Raw genomic sequence first — 19463 nt, 5'->3', positions numbered from 1 at the left:
TGCGAAAAGAGATAGAAAATTGTTTGCACACTGGAAATTTGGGATATTACCAACAGCTGGATGATGGGAGCCGTATGAGCTGAGAGGTTCACGTACGGTTCTGAGAGGGACTAAGGGGGAGGTTCCCTTGGTCTACTTACTTTCTTATCTTTGCAAAAGATAAGAATACAGCAGGTAACTACAAGTCCTATGCTACAAAGATACTCGAGGAAGAACTGAAACTTACAGTTAACAAAGAAAAGACAAAACTCACAAGTATACACGAAGGAGTGGGATTTTTAGGATTTACTATTTATAAGAAATATTTATCAGTAAATCCTAAAAGAATCAAGAGATTTAAAAATAAAATAAGACGTAAGACTGTAAGGGGAACAGGGAGGAAGATGGAAGATATAATTAAAGAGATTAATCCTATATTAAGGGGATGGATGAACTACTATAAAGTAGCTAATATCAAATCTCTTATAAGCGATTTGATGGGATGGATAAGAAGAAGATTGCGTATGATTAAATTAAGACAATAGAAATCTTATAAACCTATGCACAAAGAAATGAAAAGGCTAGGAATAAAAGGTAATGGGAAGAAAATGGCAGTTGGAAAATGGAAGAACTCAAATGTTCACATTGTGCATATGCTACTTCCTAATAAGCTATTCAAAGAACTTGGTCTTATAGATTTAACAAAATATGAAGTTGGATTGTTGTCAAACTACTATTAGTTTGGAGAGAAATTTCAGGAGCCGGATACGGCAAACGTAAGTCCGGTTCTGTGAGAGCAAAGAAAACAGGATTAATTACCCTGTTTTCTAGCTACTCGATACAAAATAGTATCTTTGTATGTTATTATTATCCTACAGCATCAGCACATGTGGAGATGGTTGTTCAGATATATAAGAAATAGGTTGAAGAGATTTCAAGTAAATATAGATGCATGTTTTATATTCCCTCAGACAATTGTTTGAGGGATTCTTTATTTGGAGGGGTTTACTTTTACGTAAGCGTAAAAGATTTGACAGATATATATATTAAGATTCCCTTGTTACAATTATAGGAGAAAGTAAGGAGGTCCTAGTTATAGCAAAGGAATCAACTAAAATTAATTGGCAACATATCATAAATCTATATAACTCCCATGAAGGTACTATAGCTCAGTTTTATAAGGAGCATAATATCACAAGAAACCAGCTATATTACCATAGGTCAGAAGATACTAAAAAAGGTTCTATACCTTTTTATCCTATCAAGTTAAAATCTAAAAATTCTTTAGATATTTCTAATAAAAAATCTTCTACTAATACATATACTGTTAAAATATCTATTGGTAATGCCAATATTCATATTCCTACCTGGGAAAAGATTCTTTTAATAGATATCTTAGAGCAGTCGAGTTATTATTTATCAATCTATTTATTGCAACAGGTAGAAGATATACTATAGTTACAACTTTGTATAAGTCTACAGAAAAGGTAAACCCTATTAAAAAAGAACAGTTAGATGAAGTTATGTTATGCTATATGGTATAATAATGGAAAAAGTATTTGAATGTGCCTATATAAATATAATAATGAGAGGAGCATTGATATGAAAAAATCTGTAATGATTGGTACTAGCGACTTTCAAACCATTATTAATAATAATGGTTATTATATAGATAAATCTTTATTAATTAAAGAGGTGGTAACTAATAAAGCAAGTGTTTTATTAATACCAAGACCTAGACGTTTTGGAAAAACTTTAAATATGACAATGCTTAGATATTTTTTTGAAAATAGTATTTTAGATAAATCATATTTATTTAATTCTTTAAAAATAAATGAAGAAAAAGAGATAATGGAATTACAAGGTAAATACCCTGTAATATATTTAACATTCAAAGATATTAAGATTAAAAATATTAATAGTTTTGAAAGATTAATTATAAATTTAGTAAAAGAAATGTATAGAGAGCATGAATATTTAATTAAAAGTACAAACTTAAATAATTATGAAAAGGAAGATTTAAATAAATACTTATCGGGAAAATTTGATTTTATTGATTGTATGAGTGCAATTAAAATTTTAAGTAAGTTATTATTTAAACATAATGACGAAAAGGTAATCTTTCTTATAGATGAATATGATACTCCAATACATTCTGCATATAAAAATGAGTGTTATGAGGATGTTATAGATTTTATGAGGGGATTTTTAGGTAGTGCATTAAAAGATAACACTTATATGGAAAAGGCAGTTATTACTGGAATACTTAGAGTGGCTAAAGAGAGTATATTCTCGGGACTTAACAATCTTCAAGTTAGTACTGTCATAGACTATTTTTTTGAGGATTCCTTTGGTTTTACAGAAGAGGAAGTAAAGGAAATACTTAAGTATTATAATTTGGAGTATGACATTAATGAGGTTAGAGGGTGGTATAATGGATATATTTTTGGTAATAAGGTAATCTATAATCCTTGGTCTATTCTAAGTTTTGTAGAAAAATATAAACGTGGATTTGTCCCATATTGGGTAAATACAAGTAGTAATGATATTATAGAAGATTTGATATCAAAAGGTGATGCTAATCTTAAGATGAGTCTAGAAGATTTGATTCAGAGTAAAACAGTTACTAAACCTATAAGAGAAGATATATCTTTAAGAGAAATTAATGAAAATCCTAATAATATATGGTCTTTTTTACTTTTTAGTGGATATTTGAAAGTGGTAAATAGAGTACAAGATGAGTATGGATTAAGTTGTGAACTTAAGGTTCCCAATATTGAAGTGCTTTACTTATATAGGGAGATTATTATTAAGTGGGCAGATAAAAGTATAAATTCTCATAATTTTAGTTATATGATGAAATGTTTAGTAAATGGTGATATTAAGGAGTTTAATAAAATTTTTAAGGATTATGTTATAAAATCAATGAGTTTTTTTGATCCCAGTGGTAATGAGAGTGAGAAAGTATATCATGCTTTTGTGCTTGGCATGTTAATATTTTTGAGTGATAGTTATAAAGTCAAATCTAATAGAGAAAGTGGATATGGGCGATATGATATAATGATTATTCCAAGGGAAAGAAATAGTAAGGGAATAGTTATTGAGTTTAAAAAATTTGATGATGAAGATGGAAGTATTGAAGAAGCTGCTGATAATGCTTTAAAACAGATAAAAGATAAAAAATATAGAATTGAACTGTTAGATGAAGGAGTAACGGATATTATTGAATTAGGTATTGCATTTAAGGGAAAAGATGTTAAAATGAGTTATTAAAATGAAAATAAATTTAATAAATAATTTGAAAACAGCAATTTTCATATGCCTAAAGCTAAAAATTGCTGTTTTTTTATTAATATACTAAATTTAAACTTTTCTCCAAAACAAAGGGGTTAATTTGGTGACCTATTTTATTATTTTTTTAGACAAGGATACAATGGATTTTATAAATGGGAAAAATAATATTACAAAGAAAATGTTAAAAAGGGTATGGGCATGGGCGATTTGTCTAACCACATTGTGGGGGGAAAGTTTAACAGATATGGTGGCTAATGTGGTTATAAATGGATATATGGCTAGTGTACCCAGGATATTTAATAAAATATGTATAAAAGCAGTACGCCTACCATCTATATTTGTAACTATACTTGAAAAAAGAGTAGTAACACAAGTTCCTATATTCTGCCCAATAATAATGGGAACAGCCTGAACAATATTAATGAAACTTGTTGTACTTAAACTTTGTAGGAGGGCTATAGATGTGGAACTGCTTTGTATTATGGCTGTGGTTAAGGCTCCCATGAAAATTCCCTTCATTGGATTTTTAGCTACAGACTTTATTAAATCTGAAAAGGCCATTAGATTTTTTAAAGGAAGAAGGGAATAGGACATCAGGTGCATACCCATGAACAATAAACAGAGACCAATGAAAAATTTACATGTTTTTTCAAATAAGGGACCTAGTTTTAAGTAATATATTAAAACAGAAAAAAATAATACATGGGGAATATGGGCATATATATTAAAACTGACTAATTGAGATGTGAAGGTGGTCCCTATATTAGCTCCCATTATTATGGCAGTGGCTTCATAGAGACCTAATATATTTCCGTTTACAAAACTTACTACAAGAACGGACGTGGCACTACTGCTTTGGGTAAACATGGTAACTATAAGGCCTAATAGTATACCAAAGGATGGATGTTTTCTTATTATTTTTAAGGGTTTTTCTAGATTTTCCTTCCAGCTTAAGACTATGGATTTTGTCATTAAAATCATACCGAAGAAAAAAACAAAAATGGATATGATAAAATTGATTAAAATATGTATCATACTAATCCTTCTCCTTTTAATTACTTGAGAAACTTAATCTATAATATTTCTAGTAAAAAAATCATAAATATATGACAAAAGGAATAAATTTAATTATATGAGTAATATAGATGTTTTTCTAAAGGGGGGATCATATGAAGATATTTGTAATAGATAGGAAGAAAATTTTATTAATTACAATGGTAGTCCTAATAGTAGGAATGTCATACGCTAACATGAGTACTCTAGGTAATAAAATAGTAGGTGTAATGAATCGTAATAAGGTCTTACCTATATACTGTGTTGATAAAGAAGAAAAGAAGGTTGCCATAAGCTTTGATGCGGCTTGGGGAGATCAGTATACGGATGGCATATTAGAGGTGTTGGATAAGTATAATGTAAAAACCACCTTTTTTTTAGTGGGATTTTGGGTAGACAAATACCCAGATATGGTGAAAAAAATTTCTGACAAGGGCCATGAAGTACAAAATCACTCCACGACCCATCCACATATGTCAAAGCTTACTAGGGAGCAAATATCTAAAGAATTAAGTACTACAGGAAAAAAGATAGAAGAATTAACAGGGACTAGACCCACTTTATTTAGGCCTCCCTTTGGAGATTACAACAATATTCTTATAGAGACTGCTAAAGAAGAAGGGTATTATACTATACAATGGGATGTGGATTCGCTGGATTGGAAGGAACTAGGATCTAAACCTGTTGTAGATAGGGTCACTAGAAATGTTAAAAAAGGATCAATAGTTTTATTTCATAATAATGCAAAATACGTATTAGAATATTTACCTTTAGTTATAGAAAAACTACAAAAGGAAGGTTATGAAATAGTACCTATATCTGATTTGATTATGAAAGAAAATTATTATATTGACAATACGGGCATGCAAAGAAGTGAGTAATTTGACAGGATAAGGGTTTAGTGATATAATATGTATAAGATATGTATAGAAAAATATGTAAAATGCTATGAAGGAGAATAGTAAAAACATGATGTTGTGCAGAGAGTAAGCCAGTGGTGAGAGGTTTATGAACTAGTGTTTTGAACCTGTTCCAGAGCAGATGGTGATAAGCTATTACGTTTTAATCACGTTACGATTAACTAAGTGAGCTACAATTAGGTAAGTGTAGTTAATTAGGGTGGTACCGCGAGTATACTCTCGTCCCTTTTTTTAGGGATGGGAGTTTTTTTTATTTTATAAAATTAGGAAATCTTCTAAGTTTCCATTTCATGAAAATCTGCAGGAATGTTTTGATTGTAAAATCCTATATAATGTGTTCAATGAAAGGCACTTATATTTTCTTAATTTAAAATAATCTAATCTATTAATAACATTTCACAAAAACATTTCATTTTCTATTAAACTTATAAAAGCTAATTACTAATGCTGCATAAAAAGTGTTTATTATTTAACTAACTAACACTTCTTTTTTGACATTGAATCATTTAGCGATTTAATGTGATAAAGTGTGTAAAATAGAGCATAAGAACAAGGGTTGTGTATGATTTTAATTAATTTTTAATAAAAAATAACTATAGGAGGAAACTTATGAGTCAAAAGAAAGAGCAATGGGGCAGTAGATGGGGTTTTATAGCTGCATCTATGGGAATGGCAATTGGAACAGGGAATATATGGAGATTCCCGAGGGTTGTAGCTTCAAATGGTGGAGGACCGTTCTTAATAGCATGGACAATTGCACTATTTGTTTGGGCTATCCCACTTTTAATGGGAGAAATGGTAATGGGGAGAAAAACCGGTCTTGGAACTATTGGGGCGTTCAGAGATTTTGTTGGAAAAAAGTTTACATGGATGGGAACGTGGATTTGTGCAGTTTGTCTTTTAATTATGGCATATTATGCTGTAGTTATGGGATGGTGCTTTAAGTATTTTACCCTGGCTTTATCCGGGGCGTTTAAAGCTGGTATGACTACTACAGATACCCAGGCCATATGGGATACTTTTACCACAAGTCCATGGCAAACTATACCACTACACTTTGTATCTATTATGGTTGCAGGAATTATAATATACAAGGGTGTTAACGATGGGATAGAAAAAGCTTGTAAAGTTATGATACCTACATTGTTTGTATTATTAATTGGGGCAGCAATAAGATCATTAACATTACCAGGTGCATTAAAGGGCCTTGAATATTTATTTAATCCGGATTTTAGCCTTTTATCAAATCCAAAGATTTGGTTAGAAGCGTTTACTCAAGCAGCCTGGTCTACAGGTGCTGGATGGGGCTTTATTATAACTTATGCCGTATATACTAAGAAGAAGGAAGATGTGGCAGGAAACTGTATGATTATGGGATTTGGAAATAATGTGGGATCACTTTTGGCAGGGATTACCATATTGCCGGCCATATTTGCCTTATCTCCATCACAAGAATTTACTAGTGAAGTTTTAGCTTCTGGAAATACAGGTTTAACATTTATTTATTTAGCTCAATTATTCCCTACTATGCCAGCTGGGAATATTATAGCAGCAGGATTTTTCTTATGTATGACCATAGCAGCTTTATCATCTTTATTACCAATGATAGAAGTTGGTGTTAGAAATCTTATGGATGCAGGTTTTACTAGAAAGAAAGCTACTGTATTAATTGTGGCATTTGGAATGATAGTAGGAGTACCATCTGCCTATAGTGTAAGCTTTTTAGATAACCAAGATTGGGTATTAGGTATTGGTTTATTAGTAAGTGGATTGTTAATAGCATTTGCACTTATTAAGTATGGAGTAGAAAACATTAGAACAAAATATATTAATACTCCTTGGTCTGATTTTAAAATCGGAAAATGGTGGAGTGTTTGTGTAAAGCTATTCCCTGTAATGTTTACTATATTAACAGGATGGTGGATGCTTAAGGCCATTGGTTGGTCTCCTGATAGCTGGTGGAAACCCTTTGAAACCTTCAGTGTAGGAACAATTATATTCCAATTTGCATTATATGTAGCATTTGCAATGGCAACTAATAATTTATTCTCTAATAGTATCGGTGAAGGAATTCATATTAGAGCTACAAAGGGGGACGAATAATATGGCATTTAAATCTTTAATAATGATGATATGTGTATTAGGATTTTATCTAGGTGGTTTTTTATTTTTAGTTAATAGGGCATTTAATTCTGAAAATCAGTAAAGATAAAAGGCTTGAAAGTTTTGAAACTTTCAAGCCTTTTATCTTTATAAGGTGAATTATTTAATGAAACTAAGGGAAAAATAACCATATATCAATACCAAAAGGAGTATGAAATTATGACGAAACTTTCAAATCATGTTCAAATTATAGGTGTATTAGGAGATGAAAATAAAATATCATCAAAAATAATAAAACATGTTTTAAATAAAAAGGCATATACAATTGTAGAGGTAGAATATGAAGATCCTATGGTAGATTCTAAAGAGATAGATGTTGTTTTATTAAACTTAAATACTTGTAATTTAGAAAAGGATCTAAGCTTAGATCTTTTATTACATATAGATACTAGGAAAGAAGAAATTGATTTTCAAAGAAAAGCATTAAATCATGTTAAAAATAATGGAGTATTGATTATGAATGAAGATGATAATAACACTCCTTTTGTCCTAGGGCATAATGATGAAAGATTAGTAGTATCCTATGGTATGAGGAAAAGGGCCACTTTGACAGCTTCTAGTTTGCTGGTTTCTGACAAAATAAAGCTAAATTGCTTCTTACAAAGGACCATAAGTGCTAGGGGGGATATGGAAGTGGAGCCGGTAGAATTTCCAGTTTTGATAAATTATGAAGATGAAAAGGCCATATACAATGTATTAGGGGCCATAGGTGTATTGTTATTATATGGTATAGATCCTTGTGAATTATTAGAATATATAAAAGATTTATACATTTAATGAAGTATTACCTTCCATACTTTTGAATAAAGTGTGAAGTTATATTCAAATAAAAGCTCCTTTCAAATAAAAAAGTTAATTTTCTTATCATATTATACTGAAAAAATGAATAGATATAATTGTAGATAAGCCCTAAAAGTACACAAGAAATAGGAAGGAGCGTGGGGGGATGACTGACAAGGTTATTGATACGAATCTAGTAAGTGTAATAGGTGAAGTATGTTCTCCTTTGAGTTTTAGTCATGAAATGTATGGAGAAGGTTTTTATTCACTAGATGTTAAAGTTCCAAGACTTAGTGAATACAATGATGTATTGCCCATTACCATATCAGAAAGAATTTTAATGGGGGAAAATATTAAATGTGGTACAAAACTGAAGGTAGAGGGACAATTGCGTTCATATAATAAGTATGTGAATGGTAAAAACAAATTAGTTATTACAGTTTTTGCTCGTGATATGGAAGTCTTTGAAGAAGAAGAAATAAAAAATCCTAATCAAGTATTTTTAGATGGATATATATGCAAAGAACCCGTTTATAGATCTACTCCCTTTGGTCGAGAAATAACTGATATGTTAATAGCAGTAAATAGGCCCTATAATAAATCAGATTATATTCCCTGTATAGCATGGGGTAGAAATGCCAGATTTTCAGAAAAATTAAAAGTTGGAGATCATATAAAAATATGGGGAAGGGCTCAAAGTAGAGAATATCAGAAGAAATTAAATGAAGAAAATGTAATAACTAAGGTGGCCTATGAAGTTTCCATATCTAAGATGGAAATAGGAGACAATAATAATAAATTAAAGGAATAATATTTCAAGGGGAAGTGACAAGTTGAGTTACTTCTCTATTTTATTGTGATTTAATAACTTAATCATTGATTAAAATATTTAAAATAGATTATAATAGGTAAAATAGGAAGGATGATGAGATGGATTATAAAGTTATGGCAATTATGATTTTTTTTATAATATTAGTTAGTTTTCAGTATACTCTTAATAAAATAGTAGTACTTTTAAAGGAAATAAAGGAAATATTGTATAAAATAAATATTAGACAATAAAAATAATAAGGCCATGTTGTAAAAAGTCTTTGCAAATATTACATTTTAATTATATAATAAATTTGTATTATTTTGCTTAAGAAGGGGATCATATGATTACTACAGTTACCTTAAATCCTGCCCTTGATAGGGCGTATATAATAAATGACTTTAAACCGAATAAGAGATATCATGTGGATGATGTAAATATTACTGCTGGAGGAAAAGGGTTAAATGTTGCCCGTGTAGCATCTATTTTAGGTGAAAAGATGAATGCTACAGGGTTTTTAGGTGGATACACAGGGGAGTTTATTAAATCCGAACTATATAAGTTGGGAATAGATACTTCTTTTGTAGAAATTAGGGAACCATCTAGAATATTTACTGCAATTGTAGATCCTGTAAACAATACGGAAACCATATTAGGAGAATATGGCCCCATAGTAAGTAAAAGTGAACTAAATGAATTTGTAAAAGAGTTCGTGAAGGTACTAAAGTATAGTAGAATAATAATTGCTGCTGGTACGGTGCCAAGGGGGTTGCCTAAAACCATATATGGAGATATGGTTAAGATTGCTAAAGACAATAATGTGAAGATGATAATAGATGCAAGTGGAGAATATTTAAGAGAAGCTATAAAGGCAAAGCCCTTTATGATAAAGCCAAACTTATCAGAATTAGAAGAATTAGTTGGCTATAAGTTAAATAGTGAAAAAGAAATAATATTCGAATGTAAACATATTTGTAGGCAGGGTGTGGAAGTGGTATCCATATCATTAGGAGAAGATGGAGCCATATTTGTTACTAAGGATGAAGCTTATAGGGTAAAGGTTCAAGGGAAGGTTCAGGCCATAAACTCTATAGGATGTGGAGATGCTTTTGTAGCAGGGTTTGCAGTGACTCTTTTAAAGGACCATGACATAAAAAAGGCCTTTAAATATGCAGTAGCCACAGGAACAGCAAATGTGATAGAAGAGAAGATTGGATTTGTAGATATTAATAATGTGGAAAATTTTTATAATCAAGTTAAATTAGAGAGGGTAGAATAATAGTTCTACTCTATTTTATTATATTAAAAGAGGGGGGATATGGTGGAACTTAAAAAAATTGTATCTAGCGTACAAAGTATTGCCCAAGCTATTGCAAGTGTAATGAAAGTGGAAGTTACAATAGTTGATAAGAACCTGGAGCGAATAGCTGTAACAGGTGGCAAAAAAGCTTCTTTTAATAATCGAATAGATGTGGACTCTGTATTTGCCTATTCCTTAAGAACTGGGGAAAGTTTTGTGGTGGAAAATCCAAAGGAACATGAAGCTTGTAGGAGATGTAATGATAGGGAAAACTGCAAAGAGTATGCGGAAGTATGCTGTCCTATAAAAATAAAGGATGAACCCATAGGAGTTATTGGGTTAATAGCGTTAAACGAAGAACAAAGGAATGAAATAATAAAGAATAAAAAAGATCTATTGGATTTTTTAAATAAAATGGCAGATTTAATAGGGACTAAATTAATAGAATTGAAGAAGACAGAGAAAATAAAATTACTATTAAAGGAATTAGAAACGGTACTGAATTCGGTAGACAAAAGTATAGTCGGCGTTGATGAAGAAGGAAAAATAATTCAATTTAATCTTAAGGCTACCCAATTATTTAATAGGCATGGATATGAATTAAAGGGAATCAATATAATAGATTTAGTAGAGACTATAAATGTGAATGAAATTCTAAGGAAAAACCAAGAAATTAAAAATGTTCCCTTTGAATATAACCATAAGGACTGTTCCATAAGAGGATTTTATAGTGGAAAATTAATGGAAGTGGAAGGGAGTAAGATAGGTATAGTTTTTACTTTTTCTAATGTATGCGAAATATTAGAGGTGGTAAATTATATATCTAACACAAATATAATTACAACCTTTGATGACATTATAGGAAATAGCCTTGTTATGGAGAAGGTTAAAAAAGATGCTAAAAGGGCGTCCTTTTCTAACTCAACAGTATTAATCCATGGAGAGAGTGGAACGGGAAAGGAATTATTTGCAAGGGCCATTCATTTTAATAGTAATAGGGCTAAGGGTCCTTTTATTCCCATAAACTGTGCAGCCATACCAGAGGCTTTACTTGAAAGTGAATTGTTTGGATATGAGGAAGGTTCCTTTACAGGTGGTAAAAAGGGTGGTCGAGCAGGTAAATTTGAATTGGCCAACAAGGGGACCATATTTTTAGATGAAATAGGAGATATGCCTATACACCTTCAAACTAAACTATTAAGGGTATTGCAAGAATACACTATAGAAAAGATAGGAGCTAATAATAACATATCTGTAGATGTTAGGATAATTGCGGCCACAAATAGGGATCTAGAAAAGAAAGTTTTAGAAGGAGAATTCAGAGAAGACCTATTTTATAGATTGAATGTAATTCCCATTTATATACCTCCTTTGAGAGATAGAAAGGAAGATTTAGAAAATATCATATATGACCTTTTGAGAAGATGTAATAAAAAGTTAAATAAAAATATATTGGGTTTTAATAGGGATGCCATAGATATATTTAAAAAGTATAGTTGGCCTGGTAATGTGAGGGAGTTAGAAAATTCCATAGAATATGCAGTTAATATGTGTATTTTAAATTTCATAGGAATAGAAGATTTGCCCATGAGATTAAAAAGAAAGGAAAATCATAAAGGTACAAATGAAAGGATAATGCCCATAAAGGATTTAGAGAAAAGAGAAATTAAAAAGGCATTAAAGTATTATAAGGGGGATAAACAGGCTGTAGAAAAGGCTGCTAGAGCCTTAGGATTGGGAAGGGCTACCATGTATAGAAAAATTAAAAGTTATAATATTACAGTCTCATAATGAGAAAAAATCTCATAGTGAGATTGTTTTTTTGTCCTTTTTTCTCATTATGAGACTTTGGACTATAAACTATAGGTAAAATCTCCTTTATACCATTGGCATGACAATTGCGATATAAAAAGTCATAAAGCATAGATGGAGAGGGGAATTATAATGAATTTAAAAGATGGAATCATAAAATTACTAGAAGGAGAAGTTATTCCTGCTATGGGCTGTACGGAGCCCATAGCCGTAGCTTTAGCATGTGCAAAGGCAAAAGAATTATTAGAGGGAGAAATTGAAAGTGCTAAGGTATTACTTTCTCCTAATGTATATAAAAATGGATTATGCGTAGGCATTCCCAATACGGAAGAAGTTGGTTTGGAAATTGCAGCTGCCCTAGGAGTCGTAGGAGGAAAGAGTCAGAAAGTATTAAATGTATTAGCACATATTGAGTCCTATCATATAGAAGAAGCTAAAGAATTATTAGAAAGTGGAAAGGTTAAGATAGGAATTAAGGACACGAACGAAAAGGTATATATTGGAGTTGAATTGAAAAATTCTAAGGATAGAGTAGAAACTGTAATAAGTAATAAACATACACATTTTACTTTTATTAAGAAAAATGAAAATGTAATATTAGAAGAATCTAATAAAAGTGAAGTTAAAAGGGAGCCATATACTTTCATATACCATATGAAAATATATGACATAATTAAAGAAATAGAAAAAATGGACTTTGAAGATGTGAAATTCATGTTAGACGGTCTTAATATGAATAAAGCCGTAGCAGAAAAAGGTTTAGAAAGTGAATTAGGCATGAAAGTTGGAAGATCCCTTGCGGAAAATATTAAAAAGGGCATATTATCTGATGATTTATTAAATACAGCCATGATGTTCACAGCTGCAGCATCAGATGCTAGAATGTCAGGAATAAATATGTCTGTTATGAGTAGTAATGGAAGTGGAAATAATGGACTTACAGCCATATTACCTATTGTTGCTTATATGAAAAAGTATAATGTGGAAGAAGAAAAATTAGCCAAGGCAGTGGCCATAAGCCATGTGGTAAACAGTTATGTGAAACACTATATAGGTAGATTATCTGCCCTTTGTGGTTGTGCAGTGGCAGCGTCAACAGGGGCAGGTGTGGCCATTGGATGGTTAATGGGAGCAAATCACGTTCAAATAGATGGTATAGTAAAAAATATGATAGCTAATTTAAGTGGAATGATTTGTGATGGAGCTAAAGTAGGTTGTGCCCTTAAATTATCCACATCTGCATCAGCGGCTATTCAATCCGTATTATTGTCCTTAAATAATGCCATTGTACCAACTAGAAATGGAATAGTGGGAGAGACGGCAGAGGAAACTATCAAAAATTTAGGCGTTTTATCTGAAAAGGGAATGAAGATTACTGATACGGTAATATTAAATATTATGAACCATATGGGGAGGTGTCATTAGAAGTGTAAAAATCTTCATTTTATGTATGCCAATTGACAAAGATGATTTTTTCAATTACAATATTACCTAATCATTTAATGTTACAATTTATTACCATAAGATGGAGGGAATCGGACTAATGAACTTAGAAAATAAAGAAAGAAAAGTACTATTTTCTAGAGAAGACATTCAAAAGAGAGTTGACGAACTAGGACTAGAGATTGCAAAGGACTACGAGGGTAAGAAATTAGTAGCTGTTTCCTTACTAAAGGGAAGTTTCATTTTTACAGCAGATTTAGTAAGAGCTATTGATGCACCTGTTAGGGTAGAGTTTATGACTACTTCTAGTTATGGACATGGAGAAGAGAGTTCTGGAAAGGTAAAAATATTACAAGATTTAGATTTTGATTTAAGTGAATATGACATATTAGTAGTAGATGACATAGCAGATACAGGTCTTACTATGGAATATGTATTAAAGCATTTAAAAGCTAAAAACCCAAATAGTATTAAAAGTTGTGTATTATTAGACAAACCATCAAGAAGAAAAACTGATCTTGATGCTGATTATGTAGGATTTACTATTCCAGATACATTCATAGTCGGATATGGATTAAACTATGGAGATTATTTTAGAAATGTACCAAATGTATTTACATTTGTAGATAAAGAATAATAAGGTGTATGAAAGAAAGAAATAAATTAGTCAGTTCTCTGAGGGATTTGGATTATTTTCAAGGCATGGTGAGCGAGGATATTAAACATATGTAAGCGATTCCATAACGAAGAAAATAATTCAAATAACCAGTGAAATGACTAATTTATTTTTTGAATATACCTAAAAACCAGAGTGACATGATCACTCTGGTTTTTTGTTATCCTCTTAAATCATCTAAAATCTTAGTTTTTTCAGCAGTTTTTTCATCCTTGGCCTTAATTACTTTAGCAGGAGAACCAGCAACTACTGTGTTTTCTGGCACGTCTGTAGTAACTACTGAACCTGCTGCAACTACGGCTCTCTTTCCTATTCTAACTCCTTCTAGGATTACTGCATTAGCACCGATCATAGCTCCATCTTCCACTATAACAGGAGTGGCACTAGGTGGTTCTAAAACTCCAGCGATAACGGCTCCAGCTCCTACGTGAGCATTTTTGCCTATAGTGGCACGAGCACCTAATACGGCGTTCATGTCTATCATAGTGCCTTCTCCCACTTCAGAACCAATGTTTATAACGGCTCCCATCATGATAACTGCATTTTTACCAATACTAACTCTATCCCTTATGATGGCACCAGGTTCAATTCTAGCTTCTATATTTTTAATATCAAGCATTGGTATGGCTGAGTTTCTTCTGTCGTTTTCAATATGGAATTCTTTAATATTTCCCTTGTTTTCTTTAATGAAATTTTCAACTGCATGGTTTTCTCCAACTAAAATCCAAAAATCATTATTACCAAATAGTTTTAAATTCTCCGTGTTAACTCCAGCTAAATCTCCTTGAATGTATGCTTTAACAGGAGTAGATTTCTTTGCATTTTTTATAAATTTTGCTATTTCGTATGGATTAGTTAAATCTAAGTTCTTATCTTTCGTCATCTACTATTCAATCCTCTCTTAAGTAATTATTATTTAAGCAAATCATCCATGTTATACAATCCAGGTTCCTTATCTGCTATATATAGGGCAGCTTTTATGGAACCTTGGGCAAATACTCTTTTAGATGATGCTGAATGTTTAATTTCTATAACCTCATCTTCTCCAGCATAAATTGCCGTATGTTCACCTACTATGGTACCACCACGTATGGCATGGATGCCTATTTCTTTCTTTTCTCTCTTAGTATGGTTCCCGTGTCTTCCATATATGAATTCTTTTTCATTTTTATAACTATCCTTAATGGCATTAGCTATCATAAAAGCTGTTCCACTAGGTGAATCCACTTTTTTATTATGATGTTTTTCTATTATTTCCACATCAAAGTCATTTAAAACGGCAGTAGCCTTTTTTACTAAATCTATTAAAAGGTTTATTCCTAAGGACATATTACCGCTTTTAAAGATGGCTACTTCCTTAGAAGCTTCTACCATTTCCTTTTCTAATTCTTCACTAAGACCTGTAGTACATAATACTAAGGGGAGCTTAGATTTTTTGCAAAAGTCTAGTAATGGTGAAACTAAACTATAGTGGGAAAAGTCTATTACTACTTGGCCATCCACATTACAATCACTTGCTTTTTCAAATACGGGAAAATCATATTTGTGATCGATAAAAAACTTATCAATACCGGCTACTACTTGGGTATTTGGATTAGATTCTAGCATATTTACTAAGACCTGACCCATTTTTCCACAGGAACCGTGAACGATTACTTTAATCAAAATTATCCCTCCTATAACTTAAAACCGTAATTTTTCAGTTCTTTCTTTAAAACTCCTAGGTTCTCTTCTAACATATTAGTAAGAGGAAGTCTCAATTGGCCTACATTATGGCCAAGCAAGTTCATTGCAGTTTTTACTGGTATGGGATTTACTTCTATGAAAAGAGCATCAATTAAGCTCTTCATTTTAAGTTGTAATTCTAAAGATTTTTCAATATGTCCATCTAAGAAATATTGAACTAAATCATGGGTATCCTTTGGTAAGATATTAGCCACAACAGAAATAACTCCCTTACCTCCTAAAGACATTAGGGGAACTATCATGTCATCGTTACCAGAGTATAATGCAAAATCCTTTGGTACTACTCTAGCCATTTCTACTAATTGTGAAATATCTCCACTAGCTTCCTTGATGGCTACAATGTTTTTGTGTTTACTAAGTTTTTCTAGGGTAGATGGATTAATATTTACTCCTGTTCTACCAGGTACATTATATAAAATTATAGGAATATTTACAGAATCAGCAATCTTAGTAAAATGTTCTATTAATCCCTTTTGAGTACACTTGTTATAGTAAGGAGTAATTAAAAGGAGACCATCAGCACCAACACTCTGGGCATATTTACTCATTTCTATTGCGTGGTGAGTATTGTTGCTACCCGTGCCTGCGATTACAGGAATTCTTTTATTTATTTTTTCTACTGTAAATTTAATAACACTCCTTTGTTCTTCATCGCTCATGGTAGAAGCTTCACCTGTAGTACCACAAGTAATTATACTATCTGTTCCTTCATTTACATGCCAATTTAGTAATTCTTCTAATTTTTTATAATCTACGCCATTTTCCTTATAAGGAGTAACTATTGCCACACCTGAACCTGTAAATAACATATAATCACCTCGTCATAATATTATATATACTTATTTCCTAAGACTTCAGCAATTTGAACGGCATTTGTAGCAGCACCTTTTCTAATATTATCTGCCACAACCCAAAGGTTTAATCCGTTATCTAAACTAAAGTCACGTCTTATTCTTCCCACATAAACTTCATCATGGCCAGCAGCTTCTCGAGCTAGTGGGTAAATATTATTTTCAACATCATCCTTAAGAACTATACCTTCTGCATTTTTAAAGATTTCTTTAACATCTTCAACTTCAAAACTCTTGTTAAATTCCACGTTTATAGATTCGCTATGACAATTTTTTATAGGAACTCTTATTGCTGTAGCTGTTATTTTTAAGTCCTGATCATTTAATATTTTCTTAGTTTCATTAACCATTTTCATTTCTTCTTTTGTATATCCATTATCCATAAATACATCTATGTGAGGCAAACAGTTTCCGTATATAGGGTGATCGTAGGCTAATTTAATGTCGTTGCCCTTTTCTCCTTCTTCCAAATCTCTTATACCCTTAACACCAGAACCTGAAACAGCCTGATAAGTGGAATATACAATTCTTTTGATAGAGTATTTATCGTGAAGTGGTTTTAAGGCTACTAGGGCCTGAATAGTTGAGCAATTAGGATTTGCAATTATTCCCTTATGCCATGCAATATCTTCTGGATTAACTTCTGGAACTACTAGAGGTACTTCCTTATCCATCCTCCAAGCACTAGAGTTATCTACTACAACGACTCCCTTTTTAGCAGCTATAGGAGCAAATTTTTTACTTACACTTCCTCCTGCTGAAAATAGAGCTATATGAATGTCTTTGTCAAAGGATTTTTCTGTTAACTCTTCAACTATATATTCTTTACCTTTGCAAGTTAATTTTTCACCAGCAGATCTCTTAGATGCTAGTAAATACAAATTGTCAAATGGAAAATCTCTTTCTTCTAATACTTTTAGAAATGTTCTTCCTACCATGCCTGTAGCACCAACTACAGCTACGTTCAGTTTTTTCAATTTAATTCCTCCTCAATCACTAATCTTTTCATAGCTTTACCATATCTATGTGTATTTTGTGTTTAGAGATAAGCTCAAGCTCATCTGAGTTAGCCTCTTGGTCAGTTATAATTGTGTGGATAGATTCAAAACCACAGACTTTAGAAAAGGTAATTCTACCAATTTTTCTGTAATCGCAGATTATGATGTTTTGTCTACTACAATTTATAGCTGCCTTTAAAAAATCACTAGTATCAATTGTTGAAGTAGTTATACCTACCCGGTGATGAACACCAGCACAAGGTAAGAAGGCCTTGTCAAAATTAAAATTGTAAACTTCTTTCATAGCCCTTGAACCTAAAATGTTACCCTTTATATTTTTTACTCTTCCTCCTATTAATATAATATCTATGCTGGAGGAAGAAGAAAGTTCCTTGGCCACATCTAAAGAATTTGTAACTACAGTAATATATAAATTTTTTATATGGGGAATCATAAAAAGGCTTATCATACTACCCATAAGAAGAATAGTATCTCCGTCTACCACATATTCAGCTGCCTTTTTTGCAATAGCTTTTTTGTGAGAAACGGCCTCTTCATTGCCTTCTTCTAGGGTAGAAATCCATTTTGTCTTTTCTACTTTTTCGGCACCCCCATGGATTTTTTTTAATTTTCCCTTGTTTTCAAGATCTGTTAAATCTCTACGTATGGTGTATATGGATACGTTGAAAAATTCAGCAAGATTTTGAACGTTTACTACCCCTTCTTTTTCAACCATTTCAACAATTTGCTTTCTTCTTGCTTCTGTTATCAAAATAAATCCTCCTCTTTTAGGAAAGGTCATCCTAAGGGTTTTGCCTTTCGTCATAAAAGTTGGTTTAATAAAATATTGAATGATTTGCTAACAAATTGCTAACTTTGTGCTAATATTATTATATTAAAGTTATCAGATTTTGATAATAATTTCAATAAAAAAGTTTGAAAATTTATAAAAAACTTTTAAGTTTTTGAAAAAACATATAAAATAAAAGGTGAGTTTATGGATTTTGAAAAATCTATATAGATTTCTGGTGTATAAACTTGCTTTGTGTGAGCCTATTTCAGGAAACTATTGAAAATCTTTTCCACCCAAGTCCTTGTCACAAGCGAAAGTGTGAATCTTCGTAGATAGGTTCATGAGTCATGTTTAGATAGCATAGGATGTTGTGACGTTCCAGGGTTCCAAAGATTTTCAATAGTTTCCCTTATAGGCAAGTTACTGTATAAAGAAAGCTTAGTGTTAATAAATCTATATATACTACTTACTAATATAATACAGTATATGGTAAAATAGTGAGGGGTTAGCAATTGTTAAATAAAATCTATAAAAATATATAAAAATATATTGAATAATATTATATTATTTATTATTATTATATAGAGGTGATAATTAATGAAGTATTATTCCATAGGTGAGTTTGCTAAAGAAATAGGCAAAACTCCTCAAACATTAAGAGATTGGCATAAAAAAGGCTCATTCATTCCACAACATGTAACTGATGGTGGTACAAGATACTATTCGCAAGAGCAACTTAATCATTTTTTAGGTATTAAGGGAATTGAAACTAAAACTAAAAAAGTAATAGGATATTGTAGGGTTAGTTCTCATAAACAAAAAGACGACCTTCAAAGACAGATTG

At 31.6% G+C, this 19463-nt stretch carries 20 protein-coding genes and 1 other annotated feature; of the genes, 14 read left to right on the top strand and 6 right to left on the bottom strand.

Annotated elements, in window-relative coordinates; all coding sequences use genetic code 11:
* Nucleotides 1-269: 269 nt before the first annotated feature.
* From N4A57_RS04420 to N4A57_RS04405, 4 genes are all read left to right on the top strand, one after another.
* Complete coding sequence (locus N4A57_RS04420) at nt 270-524, top strand: group II intron maturase-specific domain-containing protein (RefSeq protein ID WP_293656375.1); 255 nt, start codon at nt 270-272, stop codon at nt 522-524.
* Nucleotides 525-587: 63 nt separating this feature from the next.
* Entirely contained in the window at nt 588-719 is a 132-nt protein-coding gene (locus tag N4A57_RS04415) for a hypothetical protein (protein ID WP_293656374.1), read from the top strand.
* Between the two features lie 50 nt (nt 720-769).
* Nucleotides 770-901: a hypothetical protein gene (locus N4A57_RS04410; protein WP_293656373.1), complete on the top strand. Its 132-nt coding sequence runs from the start codon at nt 770-772 to the stop codon at nt 899-901.
* A gap of 680 nt (nt 902-1581) precedes the next feature.
* On the top strand, nt 1582-3252 hold the full coding sequence (locus N4A57_RS04405) for an AAA family ATPase (protein WP_293656372.1): 1671 nt from the start codon (nt 1582-1584) through the stop codon (nt 3250-3252).
* Between the two features lie 129 nt (nt 3253-3381).
* Here the strand turns inward: N4A57_RS04405 and N4A57_RS04400 are convergent, their stop codons facing one another.
* Nucleotides 3382-4308, bottom strand: a complete 927-nt coding sequence (locus N4A57_RS04400) for a Na/Pi cotransporter family protein (protein ID WP_293656371.1) — start codon at nt 4306-4308, stop codon at nt 3382-3384.
* Between the two features lie 134 nt (nt 4309-4442).
* Here N4A57_RS04400 and N4A57_RS04395 point away from each other — a divergent pair, with 134 nt between their 5' ends.
* The 9 genes from N4A57_RS04395 (at nt 4443) to hpt (ending at nt 14192) form a co-directional block, all read left to right on the top strand.
* Nucleotides 4443-5207: a polysaccharide deacetylase family protein gene (locus N4A57_RS04395; protein WP_293656370.1), complete on the top strand. Its 765-nt coding sequence runs from the start codon at nt 4443-4445 to the stop codon at nt 5205-5207.
* 58 nt (nt 5208-5265) lie between these two features.
* Nucleotides 5266-5476: a binding site (T-box leader), on the top strand.
* Between the two features lie 379 nt (nt 5477-5855).
* Nucleotides 5856-7349 carry a sodium-dependent transporter gene (locus N4A57_RS04390; protein ID WP_293656369.1) on the top strand — a complete coding sequence of 498 codons (1494 nt, stop codon included), beginning with the start codon at nt 5856-5858 and terminating at the stop codon, nt 7347-7349.
* 219 nt (nt 7350-7568) lie between these two features.
* On the top strand, nt 7569-8186 hold the full coding sequence (locus N4A57_RS04385; protein ID WP_293656368.1) for a hypothetical protein: 618 nt from the start codon (nt 7569-7571) through the stop codon (nt 8184-8186).
* A gap of 169 nt (nt 8187-8355) precedes the next feature.
* Nucleotides 8356-9000 carry a single-stranded DNA-binding protein gene (locus N4A57_RS04380; protein WP_293656367.1) on the top strand — a complete coding sequence of 215 codons (645 nt, stop codon included), beginning with the start codon at nt 8356-8358 and terminating at the stop codon, nt 8998-9000.
* A gap of 119 nt (nt 9001-9119) precedes the next feature.
* Entirely contained in the window at nt 9120-9251 is a 132-nt protein-coding gene (locus tag N4A57_RS04375; protein ID WP_293656366.1) for a hypothetical protein, read from the top strand.
* A gap of 92 nt (nt 9252-9343) precedes the next feature.
* On the top strand, nt 9344-10279 hold the full coding sequence (pfkB, locus tag N4A57_RS04370; RefSeq protein ID WP_293656365.1) for a 1-phosphofructokinase: 936 nt from the start codon (nt 9344-9346) through the stop codon (nt 10277-10279).
* A gap of 39 nt (nt 10280-10318) precedes the next feature.
* Nucleotides 10319-12091 carry a sigma-54-dependent Fis family transcriptional regulator gene (locus N4A57_RS04365; protein WP_293656364.1) on the top strand — a complete coding sequence of 591 codons (1773 nt, stop codon included), beginning with the start codon at nt 10319-10321 and terminating at the stop codon, nt 12089-12091.
* Nucleotides 12092-12244: 153 nt separating this feature from the next.
* Entirely contained in the window at nt 12245-13537 is a 1293-nt protein-coding gene (locus tag N4A57_RS04360; RefSeq protein ID WP_330671444.1) for an L-cysteine desulfidase family protein, read from the top strand.
* A gap of 118 nt (nt 13538-13655) precedes the next feature.
* The gene (hpt, locus tag N4A57_RS04355; RefSeq protein WP_293656363.1) at nt 13656-14192 is read left to right on the top strand and encodes a hypoxanthine phosphoribosyltransferase; all 537 of its coding nucleotides are present in this window, start codon (nt 13656-13658) and stop codon (nt 14190-14192) included.
* Between the two features lie 199 nt (nt 14193-14391).
* Here hpt and dapD read toward each other — a convergent pair whose 3' ends face one another.
* The 5 genes from dapD to N4A57_RS04330 are packed head-to-tail and all read right to left on the bottom strand — an operon-like array spanning nt 14392 to nt 18598.
* Nucleotides 14392-15114: a 2,3,4,5-tetrahydropyridine-2,6-dicarboxylate N-acetyltransferase gene (dapD, locus tag N4A57_RS04350; protein ID WP_293656362.1), complete on the bottom strand. Its 723-nt coding sequence runs from the start codon at nt 15112-15114 to the stop codon at nt 14392-14394.
* A 29-nt stretch (nt 15115-15143) separates the two neighbouring features.
* A complete protein-coding gene (gene dapB / locus N4A57_RS04345; protein WP_293656361.1) occupies nt 15144-15896 on the bottom strand; it encodes a 4-hydroxy-tetrahydrodipicolinate reductase in 753 nt (250 codons plus the stop codon).
* A gap of 11 nt (nt 15897-15907) precedes the next feature.
* Nucleotides 15908-16786: a 4-hydroxy-tetrahydrodipicolinate synthase gene (gene dapA / locus N4A57_RS04340; protein ID WP_293656360.1), complete on the bottom strand. Its 879-nt coding sequence runs from the start codon at nt 16784-16786 to the stop codon at nt 15908-15910.
* Nucleotides 16787-16806: 20 nt separating this feature from the next.
* Nucleotides 16807-17805 (bottom strand): aspartate-semialdehyde dehydrogenase, encoded by a 999-nt coding sequence (locus N4A57_RS04335; RefSeq protein WP_293656359.1) that lies wholly within the window; start codon nt 17803-17805, stop codon nt 16807-16809.
* Nucleotides 17806-17833: 28 nt separating this feature from the next.
* Entirely contained in the window at nt 17834-18598 is a 765-nt protein-coding gene (locus tag N4A57_RS04330) for a DeoR/GlpR family DNA-binding transcription regulator (RefSeq protein WP_293656357.1), read from the bottom strand.
* Nucleotides 18599-19216: 618 nt separating this feature from the next.
* Here N4A57_RS04330 and N4A57_RS04325 point away from each other — a divergent pair.
* On the top strand, nt 19217-19463 hold a 247-nt coding region (locus N4A57_RS04325), incomplete at its 3' end, for a MerR family transcriptional regulator (RefSeq protein ID WP_293656355.1).

The organism is Anaeromicrobium sp., assembly GCF_025210435.1.
Classification (GTDB): domain Bacteria; phylum Bacillota; class Clostridia; order Peptostreptococcales; family Thermotaleaceae; genus Anaeromicrobium.
Note: the sequence above shows the minus strand (reverse complement) of the source record. Positions and strands in the feature narration are given on the sequence as shown.